Origin of the sequence: Streptomyces sp. NPDC004284, assembly GCF_042874035.1 — a bacterium.
In the GTDB taxonomy this organism is placed as follows: domain Bacteria; phylum Actinomycetota; class Actinomycetes; order Streptomycetales; family Streptomycetaceae; genus Streptomyces.
In genome coordinates this window covers 92,908-118,410 of sequence record NZ_JBIAMJ010000021.1, presented here as the reverse complement: position 1 = coordinate 118,410, position 25,503 = coordinate 92,908, and the positions used below count along the sequence as shown (strand labels likewise).

Sequence of the window (25,503 nt, the reverse complement as noted above, 5' to 3'; positions counted from 1 at the left end):
GCACGAGCGCGCGGTACGGGCCGGTGGGCGGTCCGGGTTCCCCCTGGGGAGACGGAGTGGGCAGCACACGTGCCCGCGTGCTCGATCCGGAAGGTCACGAGTGGAGCCTCGGAACCTACGCTCCAGGACAGCGGTGGACCCCGATGCGCAACGTCGCCGGCCTGATACGACATGGATCGCCCGCCGGTCAGAGTCCCCGGCTGACGACCGAGAGCGTCTTGCGCAGGGCCAGCTGGACTTCCTGTTCCGGTAGATCGCGAAGCGGTCCGTCGATGAGCAGATGGCTCAGGCCATGCACCGCGGACCAAGCGGCGTATTCGGAACCGTGGCGCCGGTCGGCCGGAACCGCTCCCGTCGCGGTGAGGTCGTCGAGACATCGCACGAGGAGGAGGAAGGGGTGCGGAGCGGCCTCAGAAGCCGGCGGCAGGACCGGCGCGTGCGAACCGGTCGCGGAGAAGGCCGTCTGGAACCAGCCCGGCTCGGTACGGGCGAACTCCACGTACGCCGCACCCAGTGCGTTGAGGCGCGCCCATGCCCAGGGCTGAGACCCTTCGGGGCGCTCCGACACCGACGACAGTCTCCGGCTCATGAGGCCGCCGAGCTCCCCCATGCAGCGTTGGGACACCGCCGCCAGCAACGCCTCGCGGTCCTCGAAGTGTCGATAGGCGGCATTGTGGGAGACGCCCGCCTCACGGCTCGCGGCACGGAGTACGACAGACCTCGGTCCGCCGGTCCGGGCGAGGGACAGTCCGGCTTCGACGAGGGCCTGGCGCAGGTTCCCGTGGTGGTACCCCTGCTTCGCCATCACTTCTCCCTCCACCCATGTTGACGATGTCACCATTTGGTGACATTATCACTTTATGCCCATGTAGCCGTTGTCAACATAAGGCTGGACCGGAGGAAACCATGTCTCCTCTCCCCGCTTCGCGGCAGAAACTCGTTCTCGGCACGGTCTGCCTGGCCGCTCTGGCCATCACCCTGGACACGACGATCGTCAACGTCGCCCTCCCCCAGCTCAGCCGACAGCTGGACGCCTCGACGCGCGACCTGCAGTGGATCGTCGACGCCTACAACCTGTCCTTCGCGGCCCTGGTCCTCACGGCCGGTTCGATCGGGGACCGGTTCGGCCGACGGCCGGCCCTCCTGGCGGGACTGACCGGCTTCGCGCTGACGAGCTTCCTCGGCGGGCTGATGAACTCCGCAGGCGCGCTGATCCTGATCCGCTTCCTCATGGGAGCGAGCGCAGCGGTGATCTTCCCGACCACGCTGTCCATCATCGCCAACACGTTCCCCGAGCGTCGCGGGCGTGCGAAGGCCATCGGCGTCTGGGGAGCCGTGACGGGCCTCGGGGTGGCCCTCGGACCGGTGATCGGCGGCGTACTCCTCGCGCACTTCACCTGGTCGTCGGTCTTCTTCGCACTCGTGCCGGTCGCCGTCCTCGCTCTCATCGCGACATGGCTCTGCGTGCCCGAGTCCAGCAACCCCGACCAGGCGCGGATCGACGTCCCGGGGCTCCTGCTGTCCACGGCCGCCATCGGCCTGCTCGTCCACACGATCATCGAAGGACCCGAGAGCGGCTGGACCGCTCCCGCCAGAATCGCCGGATTCCTCGCATCCGGAATACTCATCGTGGTGTTCGTCGCCGTGGAGAAGCGACGGGAGGCCCCGATGATCGACGTGTCACTGTTCCGCACTCCGGCCTTTTCCGCGGCCAGCGGATCGGTCACCGTCGCCTTCTTCGCACTGTTCGGATTCATCTTCCTGGTGACCCAGTACTTCCAGCTGATCCGCGGCTACGGGACCCTGTCGACCGGTGTGCGGATCCTGCCCGTCGCTCTGACCATCGCCATCGGCTCCGTCGGCGGCGCCGCCCTGGCGGTTCGCGTCGGAACCCGATCGACGGTCATGACGGGTCTTGCGCTCCTCGCCTCGGCCTTCGGCTGGATCGCCCTCTCGCCGGCCTCCACGCCCTACGGCATGATCGTGGGGCAGATGGTGCTCATGGGCCTCGGCCTCGGCCTGACCACCACTCCGGCCACCGAGTCGATCCTCAGCGTCCTGCCCCCGGCGAAGGCGGGGATCGGATCAGCGGTCAACGACGCCACGCGCGAGACCGGAGGGACGCTGGGCGTCGCCGTCCTGGGCAGCGTCTTCACCTCGCTGTACTCCCGTCACCTGCCGACCACGGCATTCGGCACACTGCCCCCGCCCGCCCTGCGCGCAGGACAGGAGTCCGTCGCCGCAGCGCTGTCCCTCACGGGCGACCCGCTGGCAGGCCGGCAACAGCTGGTCGACGCCGTCCAGGAGAGCTTCATGTGGGGCTTCCACATCGCCTGCGCCGTGGCGGCCGGAATCTGCCTGCTCGGCGTGCTGGGCGCGGCGCGTCTGCCCGGGCCGCCCAAGGACCCGTACCACCGCTCCTCCGAAGGGGCCGCGCTCCTGGACGACGCGGCCGGCAGAACGTGAATTCCAGCCGATGCGCCGAAGCGCCTTCACGGTGTGCGGGCAGCCCGGAGCGGGTCCGTCGGCCTGACCACCCTGACCGCATGCCTCTTCTTCCTGAACCGGCCGGGTACGTCGAGCGGGGTCTCGACGAGGACCTTGCTCGCCGGTTCCCGGATGCGCCACCGGTCTTGACATCCGTGCTTCCCCGCCCGGTCGATCCGTTCCTCCCCCGGCTCCCGCGCGACGCCGCGACGACGCTGCTCGCGTGCGACCGCAAGGTCCGCTCCGGAACGACGAGGCAGTGCCTCGACGTCTACGAGCGGTCGTACGCCTTCGACTTCGCGGCCGACGACTGCGCGATCCTGGACAGCGGCTGCGCCACGGAACTCAGCGACGACGACATCTGGCCCCTCGGAGCCGACGGAGGGGGCAACCTGTACGTGATGCGGACCCATGGCCGGGTCGCGGTGTGGTTCCACGAGGGACAAGTCCTAGTGCCGCATCAGCCAACCTTCGCCCTCTTGTGACGTGACGCGCCGTCCGAGTGCGGTTCAGGTGGCGCGTCGCCTGCCACCTGTCCGGGTGGCTGAACGTGTACGGGTCCGTGAGATCGACGACGATGAAGGCCGAAGACTGCTGCGAATCATCCGCAGGGGCACCGGGTCGGTGGTGACCTGGCGGCGGGCCCAGATGGTGCTGCTGTCCGCTCAAGGCATGCCCGTGGCGAAGGCCGTCGAGGTGACGTTCACCGGCGTGGACCGGGTCCGGGACGTGGTCCACAACTTCAACGCCGCCGGCTTCGAGTCGCTTCAACGCCTGAAGACCTGGAAGGCCTCCCGTGACCCCGACTAAGCGGCCGAGAAGGCCCGGGTCGAGCACCTCTACGCGATCGCCGACGGCGAGGTCATACCCGAGGAGGACGAGCCCGAAGTCACCTTCTGCATGGACGAGTCCGGCCCGCTCAACCTCCAGCCCCACCCCGGACGGCAGTGGGCCGAACGCGGCGGCCGGCACAAGGACCCCGACCACGAGCCCCGCCCCCGCAGACGAGCGACCTACACCCACCCGCATGGCGTCCGGCACCTGATCGCCGCCTACGACCTGACCAAGGAGCAGCTCTACGGGCACATCAAAAAGACGAAGAACCGCTCGAAATTCCTGGAGTTCTGCCGCTACCTGCGCTCACTGCACCCGATGGACGTACACATCGCGATCGTCTGCGACAACTACTCACCCCACCCGACCACCAAGCGGTGCCAACGGGCCGGGACCTGGGCCGAGGCGAACAACGTGGAGATCGCCTGCACCCCGACCGACAGCTCCTGGCCCAACCGTACCGAGGCCCAGTTCACCGCCCTGCGCTGCTTCGCCCTCGACGGCACCGACCACCCCAGCCGCAGAGAGCAGGGCAGCATGATCCGCCGCTACATCATCTGGCGGAACGAGCACGCCCAGGACAAGCGCCTCCGCAGCGTCGTCAGCAGGGCGAGCATCGCCTGAATCGAGCAGAGCGCCTGGTCAATCACGCCGCAGCAGATGGGCGTTATGGGACTGCGGATCCCAGATGACCAGGCAGAACTCCGCTGCAAGCTCCTCGATCGCCTTGATTGCCGCGTCGCTCCGCGACGAGAAGCTCAGATTCATGATCACGTGGTCGATACCGATCGTCAGCGGTGTCGACATCCACGGCGACTCTGCGGCGAAAGGGGGGCGGTCCGGGAACAGCGAGCGCAGCCGCTCATAGAACCCGACCACTCGCTCATCCGACTCACCCTCGTCGTGGTGGTCGGAGGTGCACCGATCGAACATCTCACGCGCCGCCGCAACGTCGGCTGATTCGTCCATCGCCAGAACCGCAAGATCGAAGCTCACAGGGCTGTCCTCCACCCCGCCTCATCGGTGCGACGCACGGAGCGAACGTTGTCTGATGCGGCACTAGCCGTTGAGCCGCGCCGAGGACGACGGCGAACACGGTGAGCCACGGCAGGAACCTGGGCAATCAGCTTCGACGGACCGGGCCGTGCTGTCAGGATGGTCGGGAGCGCAAGGAGGCTGTCGTGACCGATCCGCTGCCCATGGACGACAAGGGCCCCAAGGTGCCGCCGACCTACCCGCCCCGCACCCCGCCTCCGCAGAAGAAGCCCGTCGAGGCCCCCAGGCCGCAGCCGTCGACCAAGCCGGTCACCACCTCCCTCCCGCTCCCCGGGCCTCAGCAAGCCCGCCTCGCGGCCCGTCGGCCCCGCATGGCCATCAAGGACCGGCGCGCGGCGAACTGGGCGCTCACGGCTTACCCGTGGACCGCGGCCCAGGCCGTCCGGAAGGTCACCGAGACGGTCCGCGCCTGGGGGTACGCCCACCCCGAGGACGATGTTCTCGAGCAGACCGTGCGGCTTCTCGTCGACACGGCCACCGGTGACGAAGGCCGACGGATCAGCGTCCACCTCGCCGACCAGGACGGCATGCTTCTCGTCGTCGTCCTCAGCCACGTCGGCTCCGATCCCGACGACACGGTCCTGAACGACCTGGCTGCCGTACCCGGGACTGCCAGCTGCGGCACCGACACGTCCGACGAAGGCCGCCGGGTGTGGGCCGTGCTGTCCACCGAACGCCCCCGTACCCGCGCCACCCCCGCAGCCTGACAGCCCGTCTGGAAGACGAGACCGGCTGAACAGGCCGGCACGTCAACCAGCCCGTCACCGCACTCACGAGTCCGTAGCTCATGCGGGCGGTGGCGAACCGTTACACCGCATTCCAGTCAGCCGCAGACGGCTACGGTGATCACGGGTGAAGCGAGCCGACTGATCGTTAGCACGCTGCCTGTGTGCCCCCGCACCCGAGGTCATCGGGTGCGGGGGCACAGCACGTTCCCCGGGGCGACTAGGGGCCGGCGCGCAGTGGACTACGGGGCCGGCGTGTAGTGGACGACGGTGGCCTCGCAGGGGCCTTCGGCGTACGCCTGCAGCGCCTCGGCGTCGCCCTGGTCGGCCGTCAGGCCCCAGCGGAGCTTCGTGGCGATCCACTCGGAGACGTACCGGCAGTGGGCGTCAGGCAGCGGCGGCATCCACTCCCGCGGGTCCTGATCGGCCTTCGACCGGCTCGTACGCGCGGTGACCGCGACGAGCGACGTCGCGGCGCCCTGGTCGTTCGCGTACGCCTCCCGCCGCGCAGGTGTCCACGAACTGGCGCCGACCGGCAGGGAGCGTCATTCCAACCGTGCGGTATTCGAAACCGCCGGTGGTGTGGGCAGGGTGTCAGGCCGTGTATCGAAAGTGGACCTTGAGCTGTGAATGATCTCGGTCCATGGGTCGGAGAGACCTCACGGACGAGCAGTGAGCAGTGCTGGCGCCGTTGTCGCCGAGAGGCACGAGGGCGGGACAGCCGCCCGTCCGGCCCCGGCGGCAGCTGATCGACGGCATACGGTTCCGGGTCCGGACCGGTGTTCCGTGGCGGGACGTGCCCGCCGAGTTTCGAACCCGTGCTGGACAAGGTCCGCGCGCCCCGCATCGGACCGGGCCGGCCACGGGTCCGTCCTGATCGGGTCCGTGCGGACAAGGCGTACGTCTCCCGCAAGAACCGCGCCTACCTGCGCCGCCGCGGGATCCGCTGCACGATTCCCGACAAGGCCGACCAGGCGCGCAACTGTCAAAGGCTCGGCTCGCGCGGCGGTCGGCCACCACGCTTCGACCCGGTCGACTACCGCGAGCGCCATGCGGTCGAAGGCGGGATCAACCGGCTCAAGAGGAACTGCGCCGTCGCCACGCGCTACGGCAAGCTCGCGGTCCGCTACGAGGCGACGGTCCTCGTCGCGGCCCTCAACGAGTGGCTGTGCCCCCCGGCCGTCACGCGGTGGGATCCACGTTCCACGTCTGTGGCAGATCACCGCCGCAGAAGACGCAGACGAAGTCGTCCTCGCGCACGATGTTGTGCTCCTGGCAGTCGGGGCACGGCCGGAACACCACCTCGTGGGTGAAGCCGGAGGGTCGCCGAGCCCTACATCGTCCAGATCCCGAGCGACTGCCGCGCAGGAGGTGACGTCCGGGCAGTACCCGGTGGACTGGTTGCTGACCTCAGTCACGGCCCAGCGGTCCACGGGCGTCGGGTCTATGCCGCCTTCGCGGAGGGGGTCTGGCCCTGCTGTGCCTGCCGGATCCGCTGGACGAACATGCGCGTGACGGAGTTCAGCACACGAGGATCGACGGCGGGTCGGGTCTTCGTATTGAGGTTCACGACTCCTGCGACGGAACCCAGCAGAAACGTGATCGAGGCGCTGCAGTAGTCGTCCGTCAGGCAGTACGCGGCCGTGTACGCCGCATCGACGTCGGGAAGCTCCACCGACCCCGACTTGGCATCTGCCATCTTGGACTTCATGTCCGTGTAGTACCGGATGGCGTCGGTGGTGGACCGGAAAGAGTAGGCGCGCAGTCCGACGATGCCTTCGAGGTCGGGCGCGGAGAAGCCTTGCTGTACGCCGGCGAGGGTGTTGCCATCTGGGCCCTCGGTACGCCGTTCGGAGCTTTTCTCCCAGCCGGGCGGGATGTCACCGGCGCCAGGCATGACGGCTTGGAACTCGGGCAGCCCCAGAGACTCGGCGGCCTGAGCAGTGGGCGGGCTGCTCTTCTGCAGCGGACCGGGTTTCCCTCCACCACTTCCAGAGCCGCACCCGGCAAGCAGTAGGAGCACCCCGGCTAAGCAGAGTCCTCGGGCAATGTCCTTGAAGCGCGGCATCGTTCTCCCTGGGCAGGCAGCAAGCGATCCAGGAGCTCATATTGAGCCCACGCTCCAGGACCGGTATGGCTCCTCTTCGTCCGCGCAAGGCACGGCCGAGACGGGAGCCGCTCAAGCGGACTTTCTTCCTCTCCGTATTCGCCTCAAGATCCACTTTCGAAACACGGCCTGGCCGCGATGGTCGGGATCTTCCTGCTGCTGGGGCTGCTGTACGTGTGGGGGCAGGTGTTCCCCCGCTGGACGCTGTTCCTGTCCGGACGACGGGTCCCGCGCCTGCTGCCCTTGATCCCGGCCTGGCTGACCGGTGTCCCACTGGCGATGTACGGGGCCGTCCTCCTCATCACGGCCCCACTCATGGCTGCCGATGTCCTGCCCAAGGCCAAGCCGGACCCTCCGTTCACCACCAGCTCGGGGATCACCTGGTTCGCCGAGTTCGGCGGCCTGGCATTCGCAGGTCTGGGCATCGGCCTCATCGTGGCCGCCCGCTCCTACGCCGCCCGCACCCACCCCGTCTGCGCCAGCGCCACGGCAACGGAAAGGCCCACATAGCCGGGTACCGGACTGCCGGCTTCCCGCTGGCGGTCAATGAGCAACCGCGGCGGTTCTGGTCGAAGCTCCCGTTCGAAGCACGCAAGACCGCCCGTCAGGCCGACCGGGCTTTCGCACGCCCGGCACCGACCGCGATCACCCGAGCAAGACTCCCGTGCGATCGACAAGCCCCGCGATCGGTACGACAACGGCCTCTGAGGCTGTGCTGCATCACGTGGCAGACGCACCCTCTTCGCTGGCGTTCGTTGCCGGTTGTCATGCTGGTCCCGTGGCAGAGCCGACCTTCCGATACCACCCTGATCCGCTGGCTTCCGGGTCCGCGTTGCGCACCAACCATGTCTGCAGCGTCTGTGGCATGCACCGGCAGATCCGCTATCAAGGCCCCATCTACGGCCAGCAACCTGATTCCCTCTGCCTGCACTGCGTCCACTCCGGGGCAGCGTCGAGTGCCCTGGGCATCGCGGGCGGAGGCGATGAGGACTTCGACATGTCTGCGGTGTTCAGCGATGCCGTTGACGTACCCGACGACGTGCCTCTGTCGGTCGTCGAAGAGATCACCCGACGCACTCCCGGCTTTGCCGGTTGGCAGCAGGAGTCCTGGCTGTACCACTGCGGCGATGGCGCGGCCTTTCTCGGCCCTGCCGGATATCGCGAGCTTGAGGCCCCCAGAGGCTCTAGCCATGCTCCGTAAAGATCACGAGCGCTACGGCTGGACGCCGCCGGAAACCGAACAGTTCCTGCGGTCACTGGACCGGGCTGGAGAGCCGACCGCCTACCTGTTCCGCTGCTTGCACTGCGACACAAGCCTGGCATCCTGGGACATCGGCTGACCTGCGACCCGAACAGCCGATTGCGTGCCGTGATCCCGACCATCATCAATCGTCCGCCGGGGCTTCGCTCCCTTCTTGTGTCTTGTGGTGGGCGGGCCGGGTGTAGGACTCGCCGGTGGCGAGGACCCGCCCCACGCCGTAGCGGGTGGCGGGCTGCCGGTTCTTTGAGCCGCGCGGGCGGCCAGGGCCGGGTCGTGTGGGTTTTGGTGCACCGGCCGGCGTACCCGTCTTCGCGCGCAGGTTCCTGAACCCGCGGCGGACCCGGGCGGGGGTGAGTCTGTTCGGTTCCGCTGGCCGCTTCCACGGGCGGCGCAGATCGCGTGCGAGAGGGCGGGCGAGGCGAAGTGAGCGTGTGCGGCCAGGAACTCGGTCACTGACCGGCGCGCCCCGGCTCCCTGCTCATGCCGACCGGGGATCGGTCGCGTGCGCCCGTGCGGGGCGGCGACGCGGCCGTCAGGGGGCCCAGGGCGCGAGCATCTCCTTCATCGCGTCCGTCATGGCGAACTGCAGCAGGGGGCCGTAGGTGATCCGTCCGACGCCGAGGCGGCGGAAGCGCGCGAGATCGTGCCTGACCGGGTGGGCCGTGGTGTTCACCGGAATGGCCACGGCCTCGATCACGGCGGTGAGCAGGTCATCGTCGTCCTGGATGCTCACCGGGTAGACGCTGTCGGCGCCTGCCCGCTCCATCGCCTTGAGCCGCTCGATCGCCTCGTCCAGCACGTCGGCGGCCTTGTCGGCGTTCTGGAACAGGTCGGTCCGTCCGTTGACCCAGACCGGGATTCCCGCGTTGTCGGCCGCCGTGCGCAGTCCGGCGATGAAGTCGGCGTGCTCCTGCGTGCTGCGCATGCGTCCGCCGTCCGAGTGGACGGTGTCCTCCAGGTTGAGGCCGACGCCGCCGGCCTCGGTGAGTCCGGCGACGAGATCCGCGGGCTGCTGTCCGTAGCCCGCCTCCAGGTCCACGGACACGGGGACGTCGACCGAGGCGGTGATGCCGCGGACAGCGGCGAGCACTTCCTCGAAGGTCTGCCCTTCGTGATCGTCGGCCCCGCGCGAGTCGGCGAGCGGATGGCTGCCCACGGTCAGCGCCGGGAACCCGGCGGCGACTGCCGTACGCGCGGACCAGACGTCCCACACGGTCGGCAGCACGAGCGGCTTGTGCGCGGCGTGCAACTTCTTGAGGAGCTGGGCGCGTTCCACGGTCGTGCGAAAGTCCATACGCGGACGCTACCTCCATATCGCCGTAAAACTTCGCCGACGGGGCTGGCGTGTGCGGAGAGTCCCGGCACGGCCCTCTGGCGAGTGGGTGGTGGCCGCGTACGCGTCGACTCCGCCGTACGGAAACGGGAGGTTCCCGTCCGCTCCCCCGACCGGTCCGGGGCGCGCGTGCGGCGGCGGCCTCAGGGGCCTGCTCTCCACGAGCGAAGGCGAATTCACCGCGATGACCGATGACGCGTTTCTGTTCCTCCTGCCCGAACGACACCCGCGACCCGGTGCGGCTCCGGCCGCAGTCGGCGATCTGGAGTGCTCCGAGAATCCGGCCGTGCACGGCCGGCTCCAGGCCCACGGCGTCTCCGCGTCTCCGCGTCTCCGCGTCTCCGCGTCTCCGCGTCTCCGCGTCTTCGGAGGAGGTCAGGATCCTGCCCTTCTATGCGGCGGAGTTCATCCCCGAGGGTGCCGGGCAGCTGCCGATCCCGCTGGGCCCGGACGAGACGGTGCGCGTGGAGCAGGCGTGCGCGCCGCGGTCGTCACCGGCGTGCAGACCGAACTCCTGCGGCTCCGGGAGACCACAAAGGACTGGGAGGGTCCTGTCCACCGGGCACTCACCACGGGCATCCCCGCGCTCCGCATCGCCCGCCTGCCCGGCCTCGATCCGCAGGAGATCGGCCGACTGGTGCTGCGAGGCACCTGCGAGTGCCCCGTCGGTCCTGCTCGGTGTCCGTGCGGCAGAGCAGGCCGGTGCGGCACCGGAGCGGTTGCGAGCGCATGCGTCGCAGCCCGTCGAGGCCGCGTCGGCGGAGGTGGGGAGCACGGCGGTCGCCAACGCAGGGCGTACGCCGCGCTGATGCCGTCGCAGGCGGGCGCCCGCTCGGCGTCGGCGCGTCGGCGCGTCGGTGCGGCGGTGCGGCGGTGCGGCGGTGCGGCGGCGTGAGCACACACCGTCAGATGAGGGTGGCAGCAGGGCATTGCTTCCGGAGGGTTCACACCGCCGGAACGCCTCAGAAGCTCAGTGCCAGACGGTATTCCAGTCCTGGGTCGAGGAGCCGCTGTCGTTCATGTCGATGTTCGACAGGATGCCGACCAGGATGAGCACCACAATGATCACCACGAGAACGGCCACCCAGAAACGGTCCGCGGCGGACGGCTCGTACGGGCCCTGCGGTCGTTCCGGCCGGGCACTGTCCTCCTCGGCATTCCGGCTCTCGTCGTCGTTGTGCACGTCGGCCATGGACGCCCCTTCCCCCGCCCCCATGGCACCGCTCCGAGCAAGCCGCGTCAAGCCCTTTGCGTCAGGGATCCAGCCGTGCCGCCGGACGACCGGTGGGAGCGGTGTTCTCGTGCCGGAGAACCGAACAGGGCTGCTGGTACACCCGGCGCGGTGCTCGGCCCCTGCCGGAATGCGGCGTCCCCTCGTGATGACCCCTCGTGATGACGTACTCGCGACCTGAGGACGATCGCGTCCACTACGGCGTGGTCCGGCCCCCGGCCGGCGAAGTGCGGGCCGGGGGCTTTTCACGCCTTCTACGCCCGGGCGAACGCCCGGCTGGCGACGATGTTCGCGATCACCACGTAGACGACTGCGGCGACGCCGTAGTCGAGGATCGCCTGGAGGGTGCTCCCGGCCACGTCGAAGAGCCCGATCGACCAGCCGGCGAGCCAGTCGGCGGCGGAGTGGAACCAACCGGCAACGACATTGCCCGGGTTGGCGTCGAGCAGGTCCACGAGGATCCAGACGACCAGGTTGCCCGCGAGCACGTGGGCCACGGTTCTTATGACGGAGTCGATGCCTCTCATGGGCTCCGTCTTGCCCGGAAGCTCCGTGGCAAACGGCCCCGTCGCACCTCCTCCTGAGAGGTCGTCTCCGCCGGGCGAGTGAAGCGGCGTCGAACCTGCCGGCCGGACGAGGTGACCAGCGTTCCGCCCGCGACTTGAGTGGGAGCCAGCCGATGCGGCGGGTCACAGGGGCAGCGGCAAACCGGGATTCGGCGGCGAGGCAGACGATGCCCGAGACATCGAGTTCCTTCGCGGTCCAGCGGTCGGTGGCCGCAGCCCCGGGTCGGGAAGCACGGCTTGTCAGGGACTGACGACGGCCGCAGGCGAAGCCCGGCAGCCCTGCTGACCGGGGCCCTGCCGGGCACGAGCTGGATCGGCCGGAGAACCGAGGATTCCCCGGTCGGGGAAGTCTGCTGTTTCGGCCGGCGGCAGCCCGGACGAGCCGAAGACGACACGACGGCGGACGGCGGGCCGGTGCGGACGGCGTCCTCTCGTCGGCCGCGTTCACGGGGCCCGGCCTCCCGTCCCGGCAGATCTCACGCCGGCGCGGGCGGCCGAGGACCCGGCGCCGCGCGGTGATGGAGGCATGTCCGATCGTGACGACTTCCCGGCCTGGGTCAGGACCACGTTGTACGAGGCCGAGGCCGCCCTGCACAACGGCGACCCCGCTCCCCGGCGTGCGCTCTGGTCGCGCACCGAACCGGTGAGCGTCCTGGGCGCGTGACGCAACGCCGTGGGCCGCGAGGGGCTCGACGCCCTCTTCACGAGCCTCGCGAAGTCCTTCTCCGACTGCACCTCGTACGCCTTCGAACCGCAGGCCTACGACGTGAGCGGCGACATGGCCTACACCGTCGGCCCGGAACACACCTCCACGTCCGTGGACGGGCCGCCGCGCACGTACACCCTGCGTGCCACCCAGGTGCACCGCAGGGAAGACGGCGTCCGGCGCGTCGCCCACCGCCACGGCGACACCGTGACGGACTGACGGGTCTGGACGCACCCGGCAGACCGGTGGACCGATCGGGGCCTCCGGTCTCCGACGGCCCGAACCGCATCGCGCGCGGCCGATCGTCTGACGGTGCACGCGCTCAGCATGAGGGACCGCTCGCGGGCGGAGCTCTTCTGCGGGGGCTGCCGCGAGATCAGTGCCCCGGTCCCGGCCGCCCTGCCTGACGGCCGTCCGTCCGGGAAGGGCGCGCCTGATGCACTCGACCAGCGCGTTCCGAGACCCTGTCCGGCCGGTCGGAGGGTTGCGGCACCTGGCCCGGGTGGGTCCGGCAGAAGGGCGCCGCCCGGCACCGTCCTGGCTGACGCGGCGCGGCGAACTGGTGATCCCGTACCGCGACGGAGGGACAGCAGGACGCTCCATGCCGTCCTTGCTCAGCACCTACGACGTGCGGGGGCTCGACACCTCAAGCGCTTCGGGGGCAGGCTTGACTGGTGGAGTCCGCGGCTGCGCGGCCGCTCCGCACGGCAGGGTCACTCGCTCTACTCCTCTCCCCGACCCTGATGACCCTGCTGCTCGCCGTCGGCAGCGGCGTCTTCCCTCCGGCAGCCCCGCCCGGAACGCTTCGCGGCCCGACGGTAGCGAGTGACCAGGCCTGCAGCGAAGGCGCATCGCATGCCACGACCGGCTCTCATCCCCCTCTCCACCGGAACGCCGCCTTCTCGGGCAAGGGCCGCGGTCCTCGTCCTTCACGGCGGCCGTGCGGACGATGTACGGCCGCTTTCCCGGGTGAACCCGCCCGCGTGGCGGATGCGGCCCTTCGCCTCCGCGATAGCCGGCGCCACGGCACACGACGGAGTCCTCGTCGCCCACGTCCGCTACCGGCACCGCGGCTGGAACGGCGCCGACGCTCACCCCGTCACCGACGCCGGCCGCGCCCTGGACGAGCTGCGCGCGCTCGCCCGCCCCGTGCCCGTCGTCCTGGTCGGCCACTCTCTCGGCGGCCGTGCCGCCCTGCGCGCCGCGGCCGGCACCGATGTCGTGGGAGTCGTCGCACTCGCCCCCTGGTGTCCGCCGGGCGAGCCCACGGCACATCTGCTCGGCCGCACGGTCGTCGCGCTCCACGACGAGGCCGACCGCGTCACCTCTGCCGCGGACACCTGGGCCTTCCTCGCCCGCGCCCGCGCCGCAGGGGCCCACGTCGTAGGCATCGCGATGCCCGGCGGCGGCCACACCATGCTGCGTGGCGCTCGCCAGTGGCATCGATTCACGACGCAAGCGGTGACGGCTCTCCTCGGGCTCTCCCCCTTCCCTGAAGTACCGGCGGACAGCACTGCTGTGCTGCCACGGTGCACCGGCCCCTGAGCCCGTCGGCAGCTGAAGCCGAAGCCGATCTCGCGCGCCGCAGCTCCGCACGCGCGAGGTGTGGCCCGTGGATCTTCGGACAGGCGGGCAGCCGCGCCGCCGTCCACCTACCCCCTCGTGTCCGGCTGGCAGCAGACCGTGCTGGGCAAGGGCGTGGCCGCCTTCCGCACGATGTCGGCCTTCGCGAAGGGAGGGCGAGAGCGCTACGGCATCGCACTGGACACACGGGCGCGGTTCGAACAGTGCCTGGACGAGAGCACGCAACGGGACCTTCCCCTCCCTTCACGCGCCGCCCGCGCCTACCTCGACGTCCTCTTCTTCCACCCGTTCGAGGACGGCAACGCCCGCGCGGCGATGCCGGCGTTCGCCTTCGTCCTGGCCCGCGAAGGAGCGGGGATCGACCAGGTACACCCGCTCCAGGCCACCCGCTGGGCCGACTACGTCGAGGGAGCAGCCGATCTGGCCATGCTGCTCGGCATCCTGATCAACTCAGCGGAGCGCCGCCGACCGCCCTGGAAGATCGCTTCCCGAGTCGGTGGTGAGTGCGTTCGTCGTGGCGATGGGTCCCGCTGAGGCTCCGAGGGCCGAGCCGACCGTCCACATTCGCATTCGCCTTCGCAGCCATGACGAGCACGTGATTCCCTACGAGATCATGCGTTGGTTCATGGACCACGTGGCGGACCAGGTCGAACGACGCCGACGCGCCATGTTTGCCAGTCAGGAAGGGGACGGTTGGTCATGGAAGCCCGCCAGGTTGCAGAGTACTCGGGCAGCCTTCGCGTTCTGCTGAACGAGTGGGACCCGATCGGTGCCGCTGATAGTGTCCAGGACGAGTACGACTGTCTGATCGAGCCACTCCTCGGCAGGCTGCACCGCGGGGCCGGCCGCGCGGAGATCAGCGCGTTTCTCTGGCACGAGGTGACGGGGCACTTCGGGCTGTCTCCCTTCCGGCGGGAAGTGGACGCAGTGGCGGACCGTCTCGTCGCGTGGTGGTCGGCCCTGGACTCGCCGACCCTGATCTCACTGGTGAACCACCAAGAGATCAACGTCGTCGTCACGGCTGTCGCCGCCGTCGGGTCGCAAGTCGACGCGGCCGGCGTTACGGGTTTCATCGACCAGGTCAAGCATCCATCCTGGTGGTCCGCAGATGTATCTCCTCCGCAGCTGGGCGATCGCCTACAGGCTGTGGTCCTGGATGACTCGCGGAACCCTCCTCGTCTCAGCGCGCTCCGGAGCGACATCGAGATTGCACGGGCGCTGCGCGAGCGGGAGTGATGCGGCGAAGACTGGGCTGGTTTCAGCGTCACCGACGGTTGGCGTCGGCCCATTCGCTCCGGTTCCACATGACGGGCACAGCGCCGACGGGCTCGAACCGGATGTTCGGATCATTGCTGTGGATCAGGCAGATCAGGCGGCGTTGGAGAACGGCCGCGCGGCGGGCCTGGTCGGCGATGATGTCGAGGACGATCTGGGCTGCCTTGGGGCACGCGGTCGCGAACCGGTCGTAGTCGGTGAAGGACAGGACGAGTCCGCTGCCTTCGTGTTCGTCGTCGTACGGGCCGAAGCAGGCGACGTCGCCGAGGCAGTCGTTGAGTGCGTTCAGGTTGTGGCCGTAGGAGTCGGGGAAGTGGAGCGCGGCGGCAACGGCGCGGTGGAGGTCCTGTTCCGTGGACCAGGAGCCGGCGGCGAGGCGGACCGTCCGGAAGCCGTGGTCCTCGAGCGTCAGTATCGCTTCTGTGAGAAGGCGTCGGCGCCAGAAGAGTGTGACGAAGGTGTTCTCCATGAATTCGATGCCGGCGAAATCGGCTGCTTCCGCGACCGGTGTCGGTTTCTGGACGGCTTCGCGCCGGAAGGCGTCCAGCAGCTGGAAGAACTCGGCAACCGGGGTGGATTCCGGGGGCGTGGTGCGTTCGATCTCGGCGGCCCAGCTAAGGGAACCGGCTGTCCCGCGGCGCTCGTGAAGCCATTGCGTGAACCGCCCTTCGGGCCAGAAGTCGAAGGGCTCGTCGATTGCGTGCACGCCGAGCGCGACGCGGTAGCCGATGAGGAGCGCCTCCAGGTGGCGGAGTGAGTGGCCTGGCAGCCACATGCCGGGCCAGAGGCGGATCTGCTCGAGGAAGTCGTACACGTCCGTGGAGTCCTGCCAGTGCTTGGCGGTGCTCTGCGGGCTGTCGTCGGTCGGCATGGGGTGAGCCTATGGCGTGCGGCAAGAATGGTCGCTCATCGATGCGGTACGGGCTGGAGATGGACGTGTGCGATCGCTTGAGGGCAGTTGCAGTGAGCGGACTCTTCGGTCGGATGCGTCCGGTCCCCACCCGACCGGCACTGGAGGCCGCCTGGTTCAGGGCGATGTACAGCCCCTCCGTGTGGAACGCCCTGACAAGCCATCACATGCCCGTCACCACACCCGAGCACAGCGGCTGGAGCCGCCTCGAACGCGCGACCGCCGCCGAGGGGGCGGTCGAGGCGCTCATGGCCGAGCCGGCTGCCGAGCGCCTCTTGGACGAGGCCGGGGTCGGCCTGCTCGGCGGTGTGCGCCAGGCGTTCGAGGTCGTCCGACGGGCCATCGGGCGAGGGGGACCGCTCGACCGGGGCCCTACGGGATCGAGCCTTACATGGCCCTCACGTCGCTTTCGGCCGCCATGTCGGTCCTGCTGTCCAGCCCCTCGTAGGGCAGGAGCCGGCCGGCCGCGGCCCGGGCCTTCGGGGAGATCACCGACCATCGACACGAGATCTCCTGGATCGCCACTGCGCGGGGCGTCACCGCGGCCGATCGCTGACCGGTCGCGTGCAGCCGTGCTCCGTCCTGCCGCCGACGCCGCGGCGGCAGGGGAGGACGTGCGTCTGGACGAGTACGGCCGCCTCGCCGCCGGTTCCTGCTGAGGCCTGGAGCATGACGGCTCCCGCGCCTGGCCCTCGCCGATGCCGAGGTGCACGCTGCCGTCCACGGCTGCTCGTGACGGACGGCGAGGTGACCGGTCACGGCCCTGTCGCCTTGCCGAGCCGCCGGTTCCGCGATCACGGAGCTCGGGCACAGCGCCCGATGTCACGTGGGGAGGCCGCCTGCGGGGGCCAGTACGAAGGTGTGCCCGGCCGGATCCATGAACCGGCGCGCATCGGTGCGGCGGTCCGTCCTGGTCCCGTTCCTTTCGGCGTCCAGAGGTCGGGCTCCCAGCGAGATCGCGTCCCGTTCGGCCTCGTCGAGGGCCTCCGGAGCCACCACGATCCACACGTGGGACTGCTGGGAGTCGTCGGGCCGGGGCCAGCTGGGCGGGACGTGACCGGAGTCGTGGTGGACGCCCAGGACGACTCCGTCCGCTCCGGAGATCAGCAGCAGGTCGGGGTGGCCGGGGCTCGGCTCGACGGTGGCGCCGAGCAGCTCGGCGTAGAAGCGGGCCAGAGGTTCGGGATCGGCGCTGTCGAGCACGAGGACTGCGGTCTTGGTAGCGGTCATGGTGAGCGTGTGCCCACTCAAGTGCACTTCAGACAGGGCATGTTCGATGGAACGTCGTTCCTGCTTGTCCTGGCCCGGCGCCTCCGAGGTGACAGGTCCACGGTGAGGTGGCGTGACGCGTCCGCCGCCCGCTCGTCGCCGAGGTGGGCGTCTGCGTCATGGGCCGCTTCGGCGCCGTGTCGGGGCGGGCCGTGGCGCCGCGCTCGGCGACGGGCCGCATGTACGGTCGTACGGCGCTTCCGCGCACGCGCCGCTCGTCGCCCCCGAGCGGCCACCGGACATAATCAGCACCCGATCATGGAAGTTCGAGAAGCCAAACACGCAACGAGTGCCCGACTCCGGGCATTTGGCGTCCACTTCCCGTCGTAACGTGTCTGCCTTCACCGAAATCGGTGACGGGGTGGAACCGCACCTTTACGGTATGCGTCTGCGTGCACCTGCCCTGCACGCCCGTTGGTACGCGCTCCACGACACAGAATGGGAAACCTATGTCCCGTCCCGTGCCCGCATACCGATCTCGGAGGCCGCTGCGCAGCGCGGCGGCCGCCGTACTGACCGCTCTCGCGCTGACCGCCGCGGGAGGCTTCACCGCCACGTCGACGGCCTCCGAACCGGCGCCCGCAGGGACCGCCGGCACGTCGACCCTGGTGAAGACCGCGCAGAACGTGACCGACCCCGGCCGGGTCCCGGTGGACCACGGCTCGACCGTCAACTGGACGGTCGGTTACTCCAACGACGCTCCCGGAGCCCCGGCTCCCGCCGTCATCACCGACCCCATCGCCGGCGCCGGCACCGCCCAGACGTACGTCCCCGGCTCACTGAAGGTGCCGCCGGGCTGGACTGCGGCCTGGTCCTCCGACGGTACGACCTTCACCGGCAGCGACCCGGGCACCGCGACCCGCGCCGTGCGCGCGAGCCATCCCGCGGCCCGCCCCGGCGGAACCGCACACGCCAACGACCTCCTGCCGCCGGTGCGCCCCACCGCCCAGTCCACCGGCGGCGACGGCTTCACCCCGGTGCTGCACCGCACCGACAGCGGCGACGTCGAGGCGTGGAACATGTACCACCACACCGGTCCCGCCGCGCCGCAGGCCGTGTGCAGCAACCTGTCGACCGGTCAGCCCTGTGCGGGCGGCCCGTGGCCTCGCCCCCTCAACACGACCCCTGGCCCCCTCGGCTCCGGCAGCACCGGCGACATCAGCAGCACCCTGACGCCCCAGTACGTGCTCGACCCCGGCCGGCCCGGCGTGCTCTACTACCCGGCGGTGACCGCGGCCGCCCTCGGTGTCGGCTGTCTGGACCTCGGCGCCCGCGCCAACTGCGGCTTCTTCGCCCTGCGGGCCACCGGCGGCACCCCGTCCAGCGCCAACGGCATGGCGGGTCTCGTGGCCGAGGACGGCAAGCTGTACGGCGTCGCCAGTACCGGCCAGGTGCTCTGCCTGGAGATCGCCGGCCGCACGCCCTGCGCCGGACAGCCCTACGCGCCCGTCGTGCGGCCCAACCACGACCTTCCCGGTGCGACAGGCTCGCTCTACCTGGGCGGCATGACCACGGCCGGCGGCAAGGTCTTCGTCTCCTCGTCGCCCCAGACCAGCGGCTCCACCCTCGCGGCCGCGCCCGCCCTGGGCTGCTTCGACCCGGCCACGGCCACGGTCTGCGCCGGGTGGGACACGGCGCACCCTGCCGGCCCCAGCGCCGCCCACTACTCGTACAACGCGTTCACCTCCTACGCCGCCTCCGGCGCGGCCAACGGCGTGTGCACCGCGACCACCAACGGCGGATCGCCGCTGACCACGTGCTACGGGATCGACGGCTCACCGCTCGCCGCCCCGGCCACCGGGCTCGGCACGGTGGGCAACGGCGTCCTCGTCTTCAACCCCGAGGTCGTCACCACCGCCACCGACACCCGCAGCTACTTCCCCGTCTGGGGCGGGCCCGTCCCCGGCGCGACCCTGTGCTACAGCTGGACCACGGCCCAGCCGTGCGCCGGGTTCCCGGCCACCGCCACCCACCCGGGCGTGGGCGGCGGCGCGACACGTGACTACGGCTACACCTACGACGCCACCACCCGCTGCCTGATCGCCCTCGGCGACGCGGGCGTCCTCTTCTCCGTCGATCCCGGCACGGGGGCCACGCCGTGCGTGCACAGCGGTGCGGCCGTCACCCTGAAGCCGTCCGACTTCTACTGCGACGGCTCCTCCGGCCACGTCCGGGGATACACCGAGGCGCGACTCGAAGCCATCGACCTCACCCACGTCGACCTCGCCGCGTCGACCGTCGCGGTCACCGACCCCGACGGAACCGTCCTCGCCGCGCCCGCCCTCACGCCCGCCGGCACCGTCGACCTCAGCGGCATCTCCGCTGCCGACCATCCGTCCATCACCGTCACCGTCCAACTCGTCCTGAACAGCGCGGCCGACTTCTCCGCCACCAACCACCCTGTTCTGGTGGCGAGTTACGAGGGGGACGCCCCCCAGGTCTGCGTGCGTACGGTCGTCGGGGCGGACTGCGCGGCCACCCAGGTCTCCGACACCGCGACCGCGACCGACGGGTCCGGCTCCCTGACCTCCAACACCGTCGAGCTCGCCGTCGCACCCGGCGCGCACTGCAAGCCCGAGGTGACGGTCAACAAGGAGATCTGCACCGTCTCGAACCCGCACGCGTGCGGACCGGGCGGCGCGGGACCATGGGCCAAGAAGAGCCCCGTAGGCCTGCTGCAGCTGCTCGGCACCGCCTACTGGCGGATCACCGTGACCAACACCGGCCCCGTCGAAGCGACCGGAGTGACGGTCAACGACCCCACCACCCACGGCTGCCAGGCGGCAGCGGGAACCTTCGACCTCGCGGTCGGCGCCAGCCGGCAGGTCCACTGCAGCTCCTTCCTGCTGGCCCTGCCCCTCAAGAACACGGCGTCAGCCACCTTCTCCGGACTCAACGAACCCCCCGGCACTCCCCCGACCACCAGCGCGCCGTCCTCGGCCATCGCCTGCTCCCTGCTCTGCATCCTCGCGAAGGAGTCCTGACACCGAGTTCCCGAACCCGATCCCGCCCCGTGCGGCCGCGCCCCTGGGAGGGCGTGGCCGCACGGCCGCTGCCGGTCGAGGTGCCAGGGGCAGTACCGGTCGGTGTCGATCTCCGCGAGACGAGCAATGCGTAGCGATCAAAAGAAATCATTCAGCGAGCGGATCTGGACGATATGTGACATGTGAAAGTCCATCAGGCTATCTGTCAATAGCATGAGTTGACGAGTCCGGCAAAGAATTCCGGTCAGTTCTCTCCGAGAGGCACAGCCCATGGCATTCACGATCGACCGGCCCCACAGACGCGGCAGGGCACCACGCCGCTTATGGCGCGGGACAGCCGCGGCGCTGGCCGCCGCGCTGCTCGGCGCTGCCGGCGCGGTGCTTCCCGCCGGGCCGGCGAACGCGGCCGGACCGGGGCAGCTGGTCTACATCACCAACGCCGGTGCGGGGACGGTGAGCGCCGTCGACCCGACGACCGGATCGACAACGGCCACGATCGACGTAGGCAGCGCACCCACAGGCGTGACGCTCACGCCGGACGGCTCCCAGGCATGGGTGGCGAACAGCGCCGGCGACTCGGTCTCCGTCATCGACACCACGGCCAACTCCGTCGCCGCCACCGTCGCGGTGGGACGCACGCCCCAGTCGGTGGTCATCTCTCCGGACGGGGAGCGGGCGTACGTGGTCCACACCGACAGCCCCAGCGGGGTCGACGTGATCGACACCTCCTCCCTCCTGGTCACCGCCACCATCGCGGCCGGCGACTTCCCGGACACTCTGGACCTGTCCCCGGACGGCGGCCGGCTCTACGTCGGGAACTTCTCCAGCAGCACGGTGTCGGTGATCGACACCGCGACCAACACCGTCACCGCCACCGTCCCCGTGGGGAACGCGGCCGGGCTGGCGGTCAGCCCCGACGGCGCTCACGTCTATGTCGCCGACTACAACGGCAACCGCCTCTCCGTGATCGACACCGCCACCAACACCGTCACGGCGACCGTCCCCGTCGGCAGCCTGCCGCAGAGCGTGGCCGTCGCACCGGACGGAGGACTCGTCTACATCGCCAACCGGGGAGGCGACTCGGTCTCCGTCGTGGACACGGCGACCCACACCGTCGTCGCCACGGTCCCGACCGGCGCGGGGACCAGCGGCGTGCTGGCCGACCCCGACGGCACCCGTGTCTACGCCACCAACACCTTCGTCAACACCATGTCGGTGATCGACACCGCGACCCTCACCGTCACGGCCACCGTCCCCACCGGTTCCCGCCCCAGGGGTCTGGCGATGAGCAGGGCCGTCCCGCCCTCCGTCACCGCCATCGCCCCCGACCACGGCCCGAGCTCCGGCGGCACCACCGTCACCCTGACCGGCAGCCGCCTGACCGGCACCACCGCCGTCACGTTCGACGGCACCCCCGCCAGCGGCGTCACCGTGGTCGACGACACCACGGTCACCGCGACCGCCCCCGCCCACACGGCCGGCACCGTCGGCGTCTCGCTGACCGCCAGGGGCCGGACCGTCACCGCCGGGACCTACACCTACCAGCGGTACGCGCCCACGATCACCGCCGTCAGCCCCGCCAGGGGTCCGGCCTCCGGTGGCACCGCCGTGACCCTCACGGGCACCGGCTTCACCGGCGCGACCGCCGTCGCCTTCGGCGCCGTCCCGGCCGCCTCGTTCACCGTCCGAAGCGACACCGAGATCACCACGACCTCCCCCGCCGCCACCACCGCCGGGCCGGCCGATGTCACCGTCACCACCCCTGCCGGGGCCGGCACCACCAGCCCGGCCGACCGCTACACCTACACCCGGGACACCACGAAACTGACCGCCGCTCCCCTGCTGTTCTCCCTGCCCCCCGGCCAGCTGAACATCAATCTCAACCTGTCGGCCACCCTCACCGACGCCACCACCGGCAGACCCGTCAGCGGTGCCACCGTGAAGTTCGCCGTCGGCACGACCACCGTGTGCAGCGCGACCACCAACGCAGCAGGCGTCGCGACCTGCACCGGCCTCTGCCCCGTTGTCGCCGTCCTCCTCCACCTCGGCTACACCGCCACCTACAACGGCACCCCCGCCCTCGAACCGGCCACCGCCACCGCCGGGCTCATCCGAGCCGGTTGACCGACCCGGGTCGGCCGGCGCCGGGAACCCGGCGCCGGCCGACGTGCGGCTCAGGGGCCGCCCTTGGAGACAGGCGCCCTCGCTGTCGTCCATGAAGACGCACTTCCTCCGAACGGATCCCCGATCCGGGAGCGTCAGCCCTGGCAGATGCCGCGCGTGTGGTCGTACGTCGCCGTCGCCTGCGAGTCCTTCCACTGCGGCGCGAGGAGCCCGTCGGCCAACTGGCGCGCGGCGGCAGGGCTCTCGACCACGTAGCCGAAGTCCTGGAACCAGCAGGGGTACAGGTCCTTCGAGCCGACGCAGAAGGCCGAACCGTCCACCGAGACCAGCTTGTGGCGCTGGTCGCGCTCTGTCAGCTTCCAGAACGCCTACCAGGACGGCTTCGACGCCATGCACCGCACCACCCCCACACTGCCAGAAGGGGCACGGGCTCCCCGGACCCATCTCATTGAGGAGCTTGGAGGGCATCTGATCGACGTTCACGCCGGTGTGGGTGGCATGTCCGTTTCGATTCGCCAGGTGGGTGCGGATTCTCCGGTGAGTTCGCGGCTCTTTTTGCTAGCCATGGCCCAGTGGATCATCGCTCGGGATCTCTGCGTGAGGGCTTCGTAGTCGCGGACCAGGCGGCGGTGCCGCATCAGCCAGCCGAAGGGCCGCTCGATCACCCACCGCTTGGGCAACGGCTGGAAACCCTTCTCTTTCGGTCGCTGCACCACCTCCACATCGATCCCGAGGCGGGCGCCGTGCTGAATGACGCTGGTTTGATAGCCGCCGTCGTCCCATACCTTGGTCACGCTCGGATGTGGGGGTGCCGATAAGAATGCTGTCACCAGCCACAAACGGCGGGGATCACGTGCGCCGACGTGAGGCGGGGTCGCGTTCGGCAACGTGTCGGGCGACCGCGTCGACGCCGGGGCGGGCGTACCGCTCCAGAGAGCGGACGGAGGCGTGGCGGGAGCGGGCCAGCAGCATCGGGGTCGAGGTGCCGTCCTCGGCGTCGTGTGTGAGCGCGGAGTGCCGGAGCCGGTGGAGCGTCCAGCCGTCCAGGTCCTCGATGTCCTCGGGTGAGGCGAGCGGGTTGGCCAGCAGCCGACTGTTCTCCTCGAAGATCTCCTCGGCGCGGCGGTAGGAGAGCCTGGCCCGGCCGGTCTCCGGGCACACGTCGAGCGTCGGCGTTCCTGCGGGGGCCTTGCGGTCGGTGAGGAACAGCGGGCCGCGGGTACGGCGGGCGATCAGTCGGGGCAGGAGCTGGACGGTGCCGGACTGCCAGTGAATCCACTCGGTCGCCCCGCCCTTGGCGGTGATCTTCCCGCGCTTGTCCTGCGGGTAGAGGTCTTCCACGTTGAGGCACAGCACCTCATCGGCCCGTGCGGCGCTTTCGTAGAGGAGCTTCCAGAACGTCTTCTCCCTGAGCCCAACGTCCAGGCGCCACAGTGTGGCGATCTGGTTCTCGGCGAGGGCCTTGGTGCGGTCCGGCGGGGCCGGCCGTCGCTCGATGCCGCTCGTCGGGTCGCCGTCGATCCAGCCCTGGCGCTGCCACCAGCCGATCGCCTTGCGGGCGATGGAGAGTTCCCGGTTGACGGTGTCGGCGTCCATCTCGTCCGCTCGCGCCGCCGCCAGCTCGGCCAGGGCCTCCGGCAGTGCCGGGTCGTCGATGCCGGTGACGGGGAAGACGGGTGGCTTCGCTCCCCGGCGGGCGGGTCCGGTCGGCGCGGGTTCGCCGGCGAGCATCCATCCCCACGTCGTCAGCGAGATCCGGTAGATCCGGGCGGAGGACTTCGCGATGCCCGCGCCGGTGAGGTACCGCTCGACCGCCCCGGTGTACGACGATGGCGGGGCGGACGGGGATACCACCCGGGCGCGCGACAGCCGAAGCGCGCCCCCACTCCCGAGTTCGGTCACTGGTTCGATCGTCACGCCCGCCCCGCCCTTCCGGCCCTGCCGCAGTAAACGCGTACGCCTCGCCTTTGCGGCCGGAATGCCCCGCCGCAGGTCGCGATGATCGCGGTAGGGGCTCCGCCGCAGTAAATCCGGCATTTACTGCGGTAGTTCTTCCGGCCTTCGTTGGGCGGCTGCGGTGAGTTGGTCGGCCAGATTCTTGAGCGCCTGCCGTAGTTCGTCGGGTTGGTGGATGGTGAAGGGCCATTCCAGGGAGGCGAGCATGTGGGCCATGCCGTCCAGTCGTTCTGCCCGCGTGTGCATCAGGACGCCGGTGGGCTGGGCGGTGAGGGTCACCGCGGAGCGCGGCAGTCGGCGGGCGATCTCATCGAGCGGGCCGTGGATCGTCACCTCGACCTGCCAACGGTAGAGCCCCTGGGCCAGGGTCGAGGTCAGGTGGGCGACGGGGTCGAAGCCGCCGGGGGCGGTGAAGTGACAGGTCCGGGGGATGACGGAGGTGATGCGGTCGATGCGGAAGGTGCGCAGGCTGTCGCGAAGGTGGTCGTGGCCGACGACGTACCAGCGGCCGGTGTGGAAGACCACGCCGTAGGGGTCGATGTCGCGTTCGGTGTGTTCCTGGCGCCAGGACTGGTGGCTGATACCGACTGTGATCCGGGTGCGGGAGGCCTGGGCCAGTGCCAGCAGGACGCCGGTTCCGGGTGCCTGCCCGATGACGGCGTTGGCGGTGAACGAGAGGGTCTCCCGCATGGCGGCGAGCGGTTCGCGCAGGGCCTGCGGGAGCACCCGTTCGATCTTGGCCAGGGCGCCGGCAGTGGCCGGCGCGGCGGTGCCCATGCCCAGACGGTCCGCGGCGAGCAGGCCAAGAACGACGGCGAGGGCCTCGTCGTTGGTGAGGACCAGGGGTGGCATGCGGTAGCCGCGGGCGAGTCGGTAGCCGCCGTAGCGGCCGCGTTCGGCTTCCACGGGGATGCCCAGGTCCCGTAGGTGGGACATGTACCGGCGCACTGTGCGCACGTCGGTGTCCAGGCGGTCGGCCAGCTCCGTCCCGGTGAGCCGGGCGTTGGACTGGAGGAGTTCCAGCAGGGTCAGGACACGGGTCAGGGGATGCGACATGGATCACTCGGCATTTCAGGGCGGATTCTGTCCTGTATC

At 70.1% G+C, this 25,503-nt stretch carries 25 protein-coding genes and 8 pseudogenes; 18 read left to right on the top strand and 15 right to left on the bottom strand.

Annotation, left to right across the window (positions count from 1 at the left end; translation table 11 throughout):
* Positions 1 to 187: 187 nt before the first annotated feature.
* Entirely contained in the window at positions 188 to 805 is a 618-nt protein-coding gene (locus tag ACFYUS_RS35155) for a TetR/AcrR family transcriptional regulator (RefSeq protein WP_388861630.1), read from the bottom strand.
* Between the two features lie 101 nt (positions 806 to 906).
* On the opposite strand from ACFYUS_RS35155, the gene ACFYUS_RS35150 reads away from it, so the two are divergent.
* The 3 genes and pseudogenes from ACFYUS_RS35150 (at position 907) to ACFYUS_RS35140 (ending at position 3,945) form a co-directional block, all read left to right on the top strand.
* Positions 907 to 2,466: an MFS transporter gene (locus ACFYUS_RS35150; protein ID WP_388861628.1), complete on the top strand. Its 1,560-nt coding sequence runs from the start codon at positions 907 to 909 to the stop codon at positions 2,464 to 2,466.
* A gap of 167 nt (positions 2,467 to 2,633) precedes the next feature.
* Positions 2,634 to 2,972 (top strand): hypothetical protein, encoded by a 339-nt coding sequence (locus ACFYUS_RS35145; protein WP_388861626.1) that lies wholly within the window; start codon positions 2,634 to 2,636, stop codon positions 2,970 to 2,972.
* 55 nt (positions 2,973 to 3,027) lie between these two features.
* A pseudogene (locus tag ACFYUS_RS35140) lies at positions 3,028 to 3,945 on the top strand (transposase).
* A gap of 18 nt (positions 3,946 to 3,963) precedes the next feature.
* On the opposite strand, the gene ACFYUS_RS35135 reads toward ACFYUS_RS35140, so the two are convergent.
* On the bottom strand, positions 3,964 to 4,317 hold the full coding sequence (locus ACFYUS_RS35135; protein ID WP_388861624.1) for a hypothetical protein: 354 nt from the start codon (positions 4,315 to 4,317) through the stop codon (positions 3,964 to 3,966).
* A 185-nt stretch (positions 4,318 to 4,502) separates the two neighbouring features.
* Here ACFYUS_RS35135 and ACFYUS_RS35130 point away from each other — a divergent pair, with 185 nt between their 5' ends.
* Complete coding sequence (locus tag ACFYUS_RS35130) at positions 4,503 to 5,084, top strand: hypothetical protein (protein ID WP_388861622.1); 582 nt, start codon at positions 4,503 to 4,505, stop codon at positions 5,082 to 5,084.
* Between the two features lie 260 nt (positions 5,085 to 5,344).
* Here the strand turns inward: ACFYUS_RS35130 and ACFYUS_RS35125 are convergent.
* Positions 5,345 to 5,632: pseudogene (locus ACFYUS_RS35125) on the bottom strand (HNH endonuclease); the annotation flags it as partial.
* 149 nt (positions 5,633 to 5,781) lie between these two features.
* On the opposite strand from ACFYUS_RS35125, the gene ACFYUS_RS35120 reads away from it, so the two are divergent.
* Positions 5,782 to 5,979: a transposase gene (locus ACFYUS_RS35120; protein WP_388861620.1), complete on the top strand. Its 198-nt coding sequence runs from the start codon at positions 5,782 to 5,784 to the stop codon at positions 5,977 to 5,979.
* Positions 5,921 to 6,208, top strand: a pseudogene (locus tag ACFYUS_RS35115) (IS5/IS1182 family transposase); the annotation flags it as partial. The gene ACFYUS_RS35120 and the pseudogene ACFYUS_RS35115, both read left to right, overlap by 59 nt.
* Positions 6,209 to 6,284: 76 nt before the next feature.
* Here ACFYUS_RS35115 and ACFYUS_RS35110 read toward each other — a convergent pair.
* Positions 6,285 to 6,532, bottom strand: a pseudogene (locus tag ACFYUS_RS35110) (hypothetical protein); the annotation flags it as partial.
* Between the two features lie 14 nt (positions 6,533 to 6,546).
* Positions 6,547 to 7,170 carry a hypothetical protein gene (locus ACFYUS_RS35105; protein ID WP_388861618.1) on the bottom strand — a complete coding sequence of 208 codons (624 nt, stop codon included), beginning with the start codon at positions 7,168 to 7,170 and terminating at the stop codon, positions 6,547 to 6,549.
* 177 nt (positions 7,171 to 7,347) lie between these two features.
* Between ACFYUS_RS35105 and ACFYUS_RS35100 the strand changes: the two genes are divergently transcribed.
* The 3 genes from ACFYUS_RS35100 to ACFYUS_RS35090 all read left to right on the top strand — a co-directional run bounded on the left by ACFYUS_RS35100 (position 7,348) and on the right by ACFYUS_RS35090 (position 8,549).
* Positions 7,348 to 7,719 carry a hypothetical protein gene (locus tag ACFYUS_RS35100; protein WP_388861616.1) on the top strand — a complete coding sequence of 124 codons (372 nt, stop codon included), beginning with the start codon at positions 7,348 to 7,350 and terminating at the stop codon, positions 7,717 to 7,719.
* 268 nt (positions 7,720 to 7,987) lie between these two features.
* Positions 7,988 to 8,410, top strand: a complete 423-nt coding sequence (locus ACFYUS_RS35095) for a CbrC family protein (RefSeq protein WP_388861614.1) — start codon at positions 7,988 to 7,990, stop codon at positions 8,408 to 8,410.
* Complete coding sequence (locus ACFYUS_RS35090; protein WP_388861612.1) at positions 8,337 to 8,549, top strand: CbrC family protein; 213 nt, start codon at positions 8,337 to 8,339, stop codon at positions 8,547 to 8,549. Before ACFYUS_RS35095 ends, ACFYUS_RS35090 begins: the two co-directional genes overlap by 74 nt.
* 45 nt (positions 8,550 to 8,594) lie before the next feature.
* Here the strand turns inward: ACFYUS_RS35090 and ACFYUS_RS35085 are convergent.
* Positions 8,595 to 8,894, bottom strand: a pseudogene (locus ACFYUS_RS35085) (transposase); the annotation flags it as partial.
* Between the two features lie 108 nt (positions 8,895 to 9,002).
* Positions 9,003 to 9,764, bottom strand: coding sequence for an isocitrate lyase/phosphoenolpyruvate mutase family protein (locus ACFYUS_RS35080; RefSeq protein WP_388861610.1), 762 nt, complete (start codon positions 9,762 to 9,764; stop codon positions 9,003 to 9,005).
* Between the two features lie 223 nt (positions 9,765 to 9,987).
* Here ACFYUS_RS35080 and ACFYUS_RS35075 point away from each other — a divergent pair.
* Positions 9,988 to 10,134, top strand: a pseudogene (locus ACFYUS_RS35075) (DUF6003 family protein); the annotation flags it as partial.
* Positions 10,064 to 10,698 (top strand): annotated as a pseudogene (locus ACFYUS_RS35070) (DUF6003 family protein). The pseudogenes ACFYUS_RS35075 and ACFYUS_RS35070, both read left to right, overlap by 71 nt.
* Before the next feature lie 75 nt (positions 10,699 to 10,773).
* Here ACFYUS_RS35070 and ACFYUS_RS35065 read toward each other — a convergent pair.
* Both ACFYUS_RS35065 and ACFYUS_RS35060 read right to left on the bottom strand, forming a co-directional pair.
* On the bottom strand, positions 10,774 to 10,995 hold the full coding sequence (locus ACFYUS_RS35065; RefSeq protein ID WP_388861608.1) for a hypothetical protein: 222 nt from the start codon (positions 10,993 to 10,995) through the stop codon (positions 10,774 to 10,776).
* A gap of 293 nt (positions 10,996 to 11,288) precedes the next feature.
* Positions 11,289 to 11,561 carry a hypothetical protein gene (locus ACFYUS_RS35060; RefSeq protein WP_388861606.1) on the bottom strand — a complete coding sequence of 91 codons (273 nt, stop codon included), beginning with the start codon at positions 11,559 to 11,561 and terminating at the stop codon, positions 11,289 to 11,291.
* A gap of 565 nt (positions 11,562 to 12,126) precedes the next feature.
* Here ACFYUS_RS35060 and ACFYUS_RS35055 point away from each other — a divergent pair.
* The 5 genes from ACFYUS_RS35055 to ACFYUS_RS35035 all read left to right on the top strand — a co-directional run bounded on the left by ACFYUS_RS35055 (position 12,127) and on the right by ACFYUS_RS35035 (position 15,126).
* Positions 12,127 to 12,264, top strand: a complete 138-nt coding sequence (locus tag ACFYUS_RS35055; RefSeq protein ID WP_388861604.1) for a hypothetical protein — start codon at positions 12,127 to 12,129, stop codon at positions 12,262 to 12,264.
* A 9-nt stretch (positions 12,265 to 12,273) separates the two neighbouring features.
* Entirely contained in the window at positions 12,274 to 12,525 is a 252-nt protein-coding gene (locus ACFYUS_RS35050; RefSeq protein ID WP_388861602.1) for a nuclear transport factor 2 family protein, read from the top strand.
* A gap of 636 nt (positions 12,526 to 13,161) precedes the next feature.
* The gene (locus ACFYUS_RS35045; RefSeq protein ID WP_388861600.1) at positions 13,162 to 13,851 is read left to right on the top strand and encodes an alpha/beta fold hydrolase; all 690 of its coding nucleotides are present in this window, start codon (positions 13,162 to 13,164) and stop codon (positions 13,849 to 13,851) included.
* A gap of 117 nt (positions 13,852 to 13,968) precedes the next feature.
* Complete coding sequence (locus tag ACFYUS_RS35040) at positions 13,969 to 14,424, top strand: Fic family protein (RefSeq protein WP_388861598.1); 456 nt, start codon at positions 13,969 to 13,971, stop codon at positions 14,422 to 14,424.
* 165 nt (positions 14,425 to 14,589) lie between these two features.
* Positions 14,590 to 15,126 carry a hypothetical protein gene (locus ACFYUS_RS35035; protein WP_388861596.1) on the top strand — a complete coding sequence of 179 codons (537 nt, stop codon included), beginning with the start codon at positions 14,590 to 14,592 and terminating at the stop codon, positions 15,124 to 15,126.
* Between the two features lie 28 nt (positions 15,127 to 15,154).
* Here the strand turns inward: ACFYUS_RS35035 and ACFYUS_RS35030 are convergent, their stop codons facing one another.
* Together ACFYUS_RS35030 and ACFYUS_RS35025 are read right to left on the bottom strand one after the other, a co-directional pair.
* Entirely contained in the window at positions 15,155 to 16,036 is an 882-nt protein-coding gene (locus tag ACFYUS_RS35030; RefSeq protein WP_388861594.1) for a barstar family protein, read from the bottom strand.
* An 861-nt stretch (positions 16,037 to 16,897) separates the two neighbouring features.
* Entirely contained in the window at positions 16,898 to 17,305 is a 408-nt protein-coding gene (locus ACFYUS_RS35025) for a VOC family protein (protein WP_388861592.1), read from the bottom strand.
* Positions 17,306 to 17,805: 500 nt separating this feature from the next.
* Between ACFYUS_RS35025 and ACFYUS_RS35020 the strand changes: the two genes are divergently transcribed.
* Positions 17,806 to 20,328: a hypothetical protein gene (locus ACFYUS_RS35020; RefSeq protein WP_388861590.1), complete on the top strand. Its 2,523-nt coding sequence runs from the start codon at positions 17,806 to 17,808 to the stop codon at positions 20,326 to 20,328.
* 270 nt (positions 20,329 to 20,598) lie between these two features.
* Complete coding sequence (locus ACFYUS_RS35015) at positions 20,599 to 22,452, top strand: IPT/TIG domain-containing protein (RefSeq protein ID WP_388861588.1); 1,854 nt, start codon at positions 20,599 to 20,601, stop codon at positions 22,450 to 22,452.
* 134 nt (positions 22,453 to 22,586) lie between these two features.
* Here the strand turns inward: ACFYUS_RS35015 and ACFYUS_RS35010 are convergent, their stop codons facing one another.
* The 4 genes and pseudogenes from ACFYUS_RS35010 to ACFYUS_RS34995 form a co-directional block, all read right to left on the bottom strand.
* Positions 22,587 to 22,772, bottom strand: a complete 186-nt coding sequence (locus tag ACFYUS_RS35010; protein ID WP_388861586.1) for a hypothetical protein — start codon at positions 22,770 to 22,772, stop codon at positions 22,587 to 22,589.
* A 159-nt stretch (positions 22,773 to 22,931) separates the two neighbouring features.
* Positions 22,932 to 23,264: pseudogene (locus ACFYUS_RS35005) on the bottom strand (transposase); the annotation flags it as partial.
* Positions 23,265 to 23,301: 37 nt separating this feature from the next.
* Positions 23,302 to 24,369: a tyrosine-type recombinase/integrase gene (locus tag ACFYUS_RS35000; protein WP_388861584.1), complete on the bottom strand. Its 1,068-nt coding sequence runs from the start codon at positions 24,367 to 24,369 to the stop codon at positions 23,302 to 23,304.
* A gap of 120 nt (positions 24,370 to 24,489) precedes the next feature.
* On the bottom strand, positions 24,490 to 25,464 hold the full coding sequence (locus ACFYUS_RS34995) for a helix-turn-helix transcriptional regulator (RefSeq protein WP_388861582.1): 975 nt from the start codon (positions 25,462 to 25,464) through the stop codon (positions 24,490 to 24,492).
* Between the last annotated feature and the right edge of the window lie 39 nt (positions 25,465 to 25,503).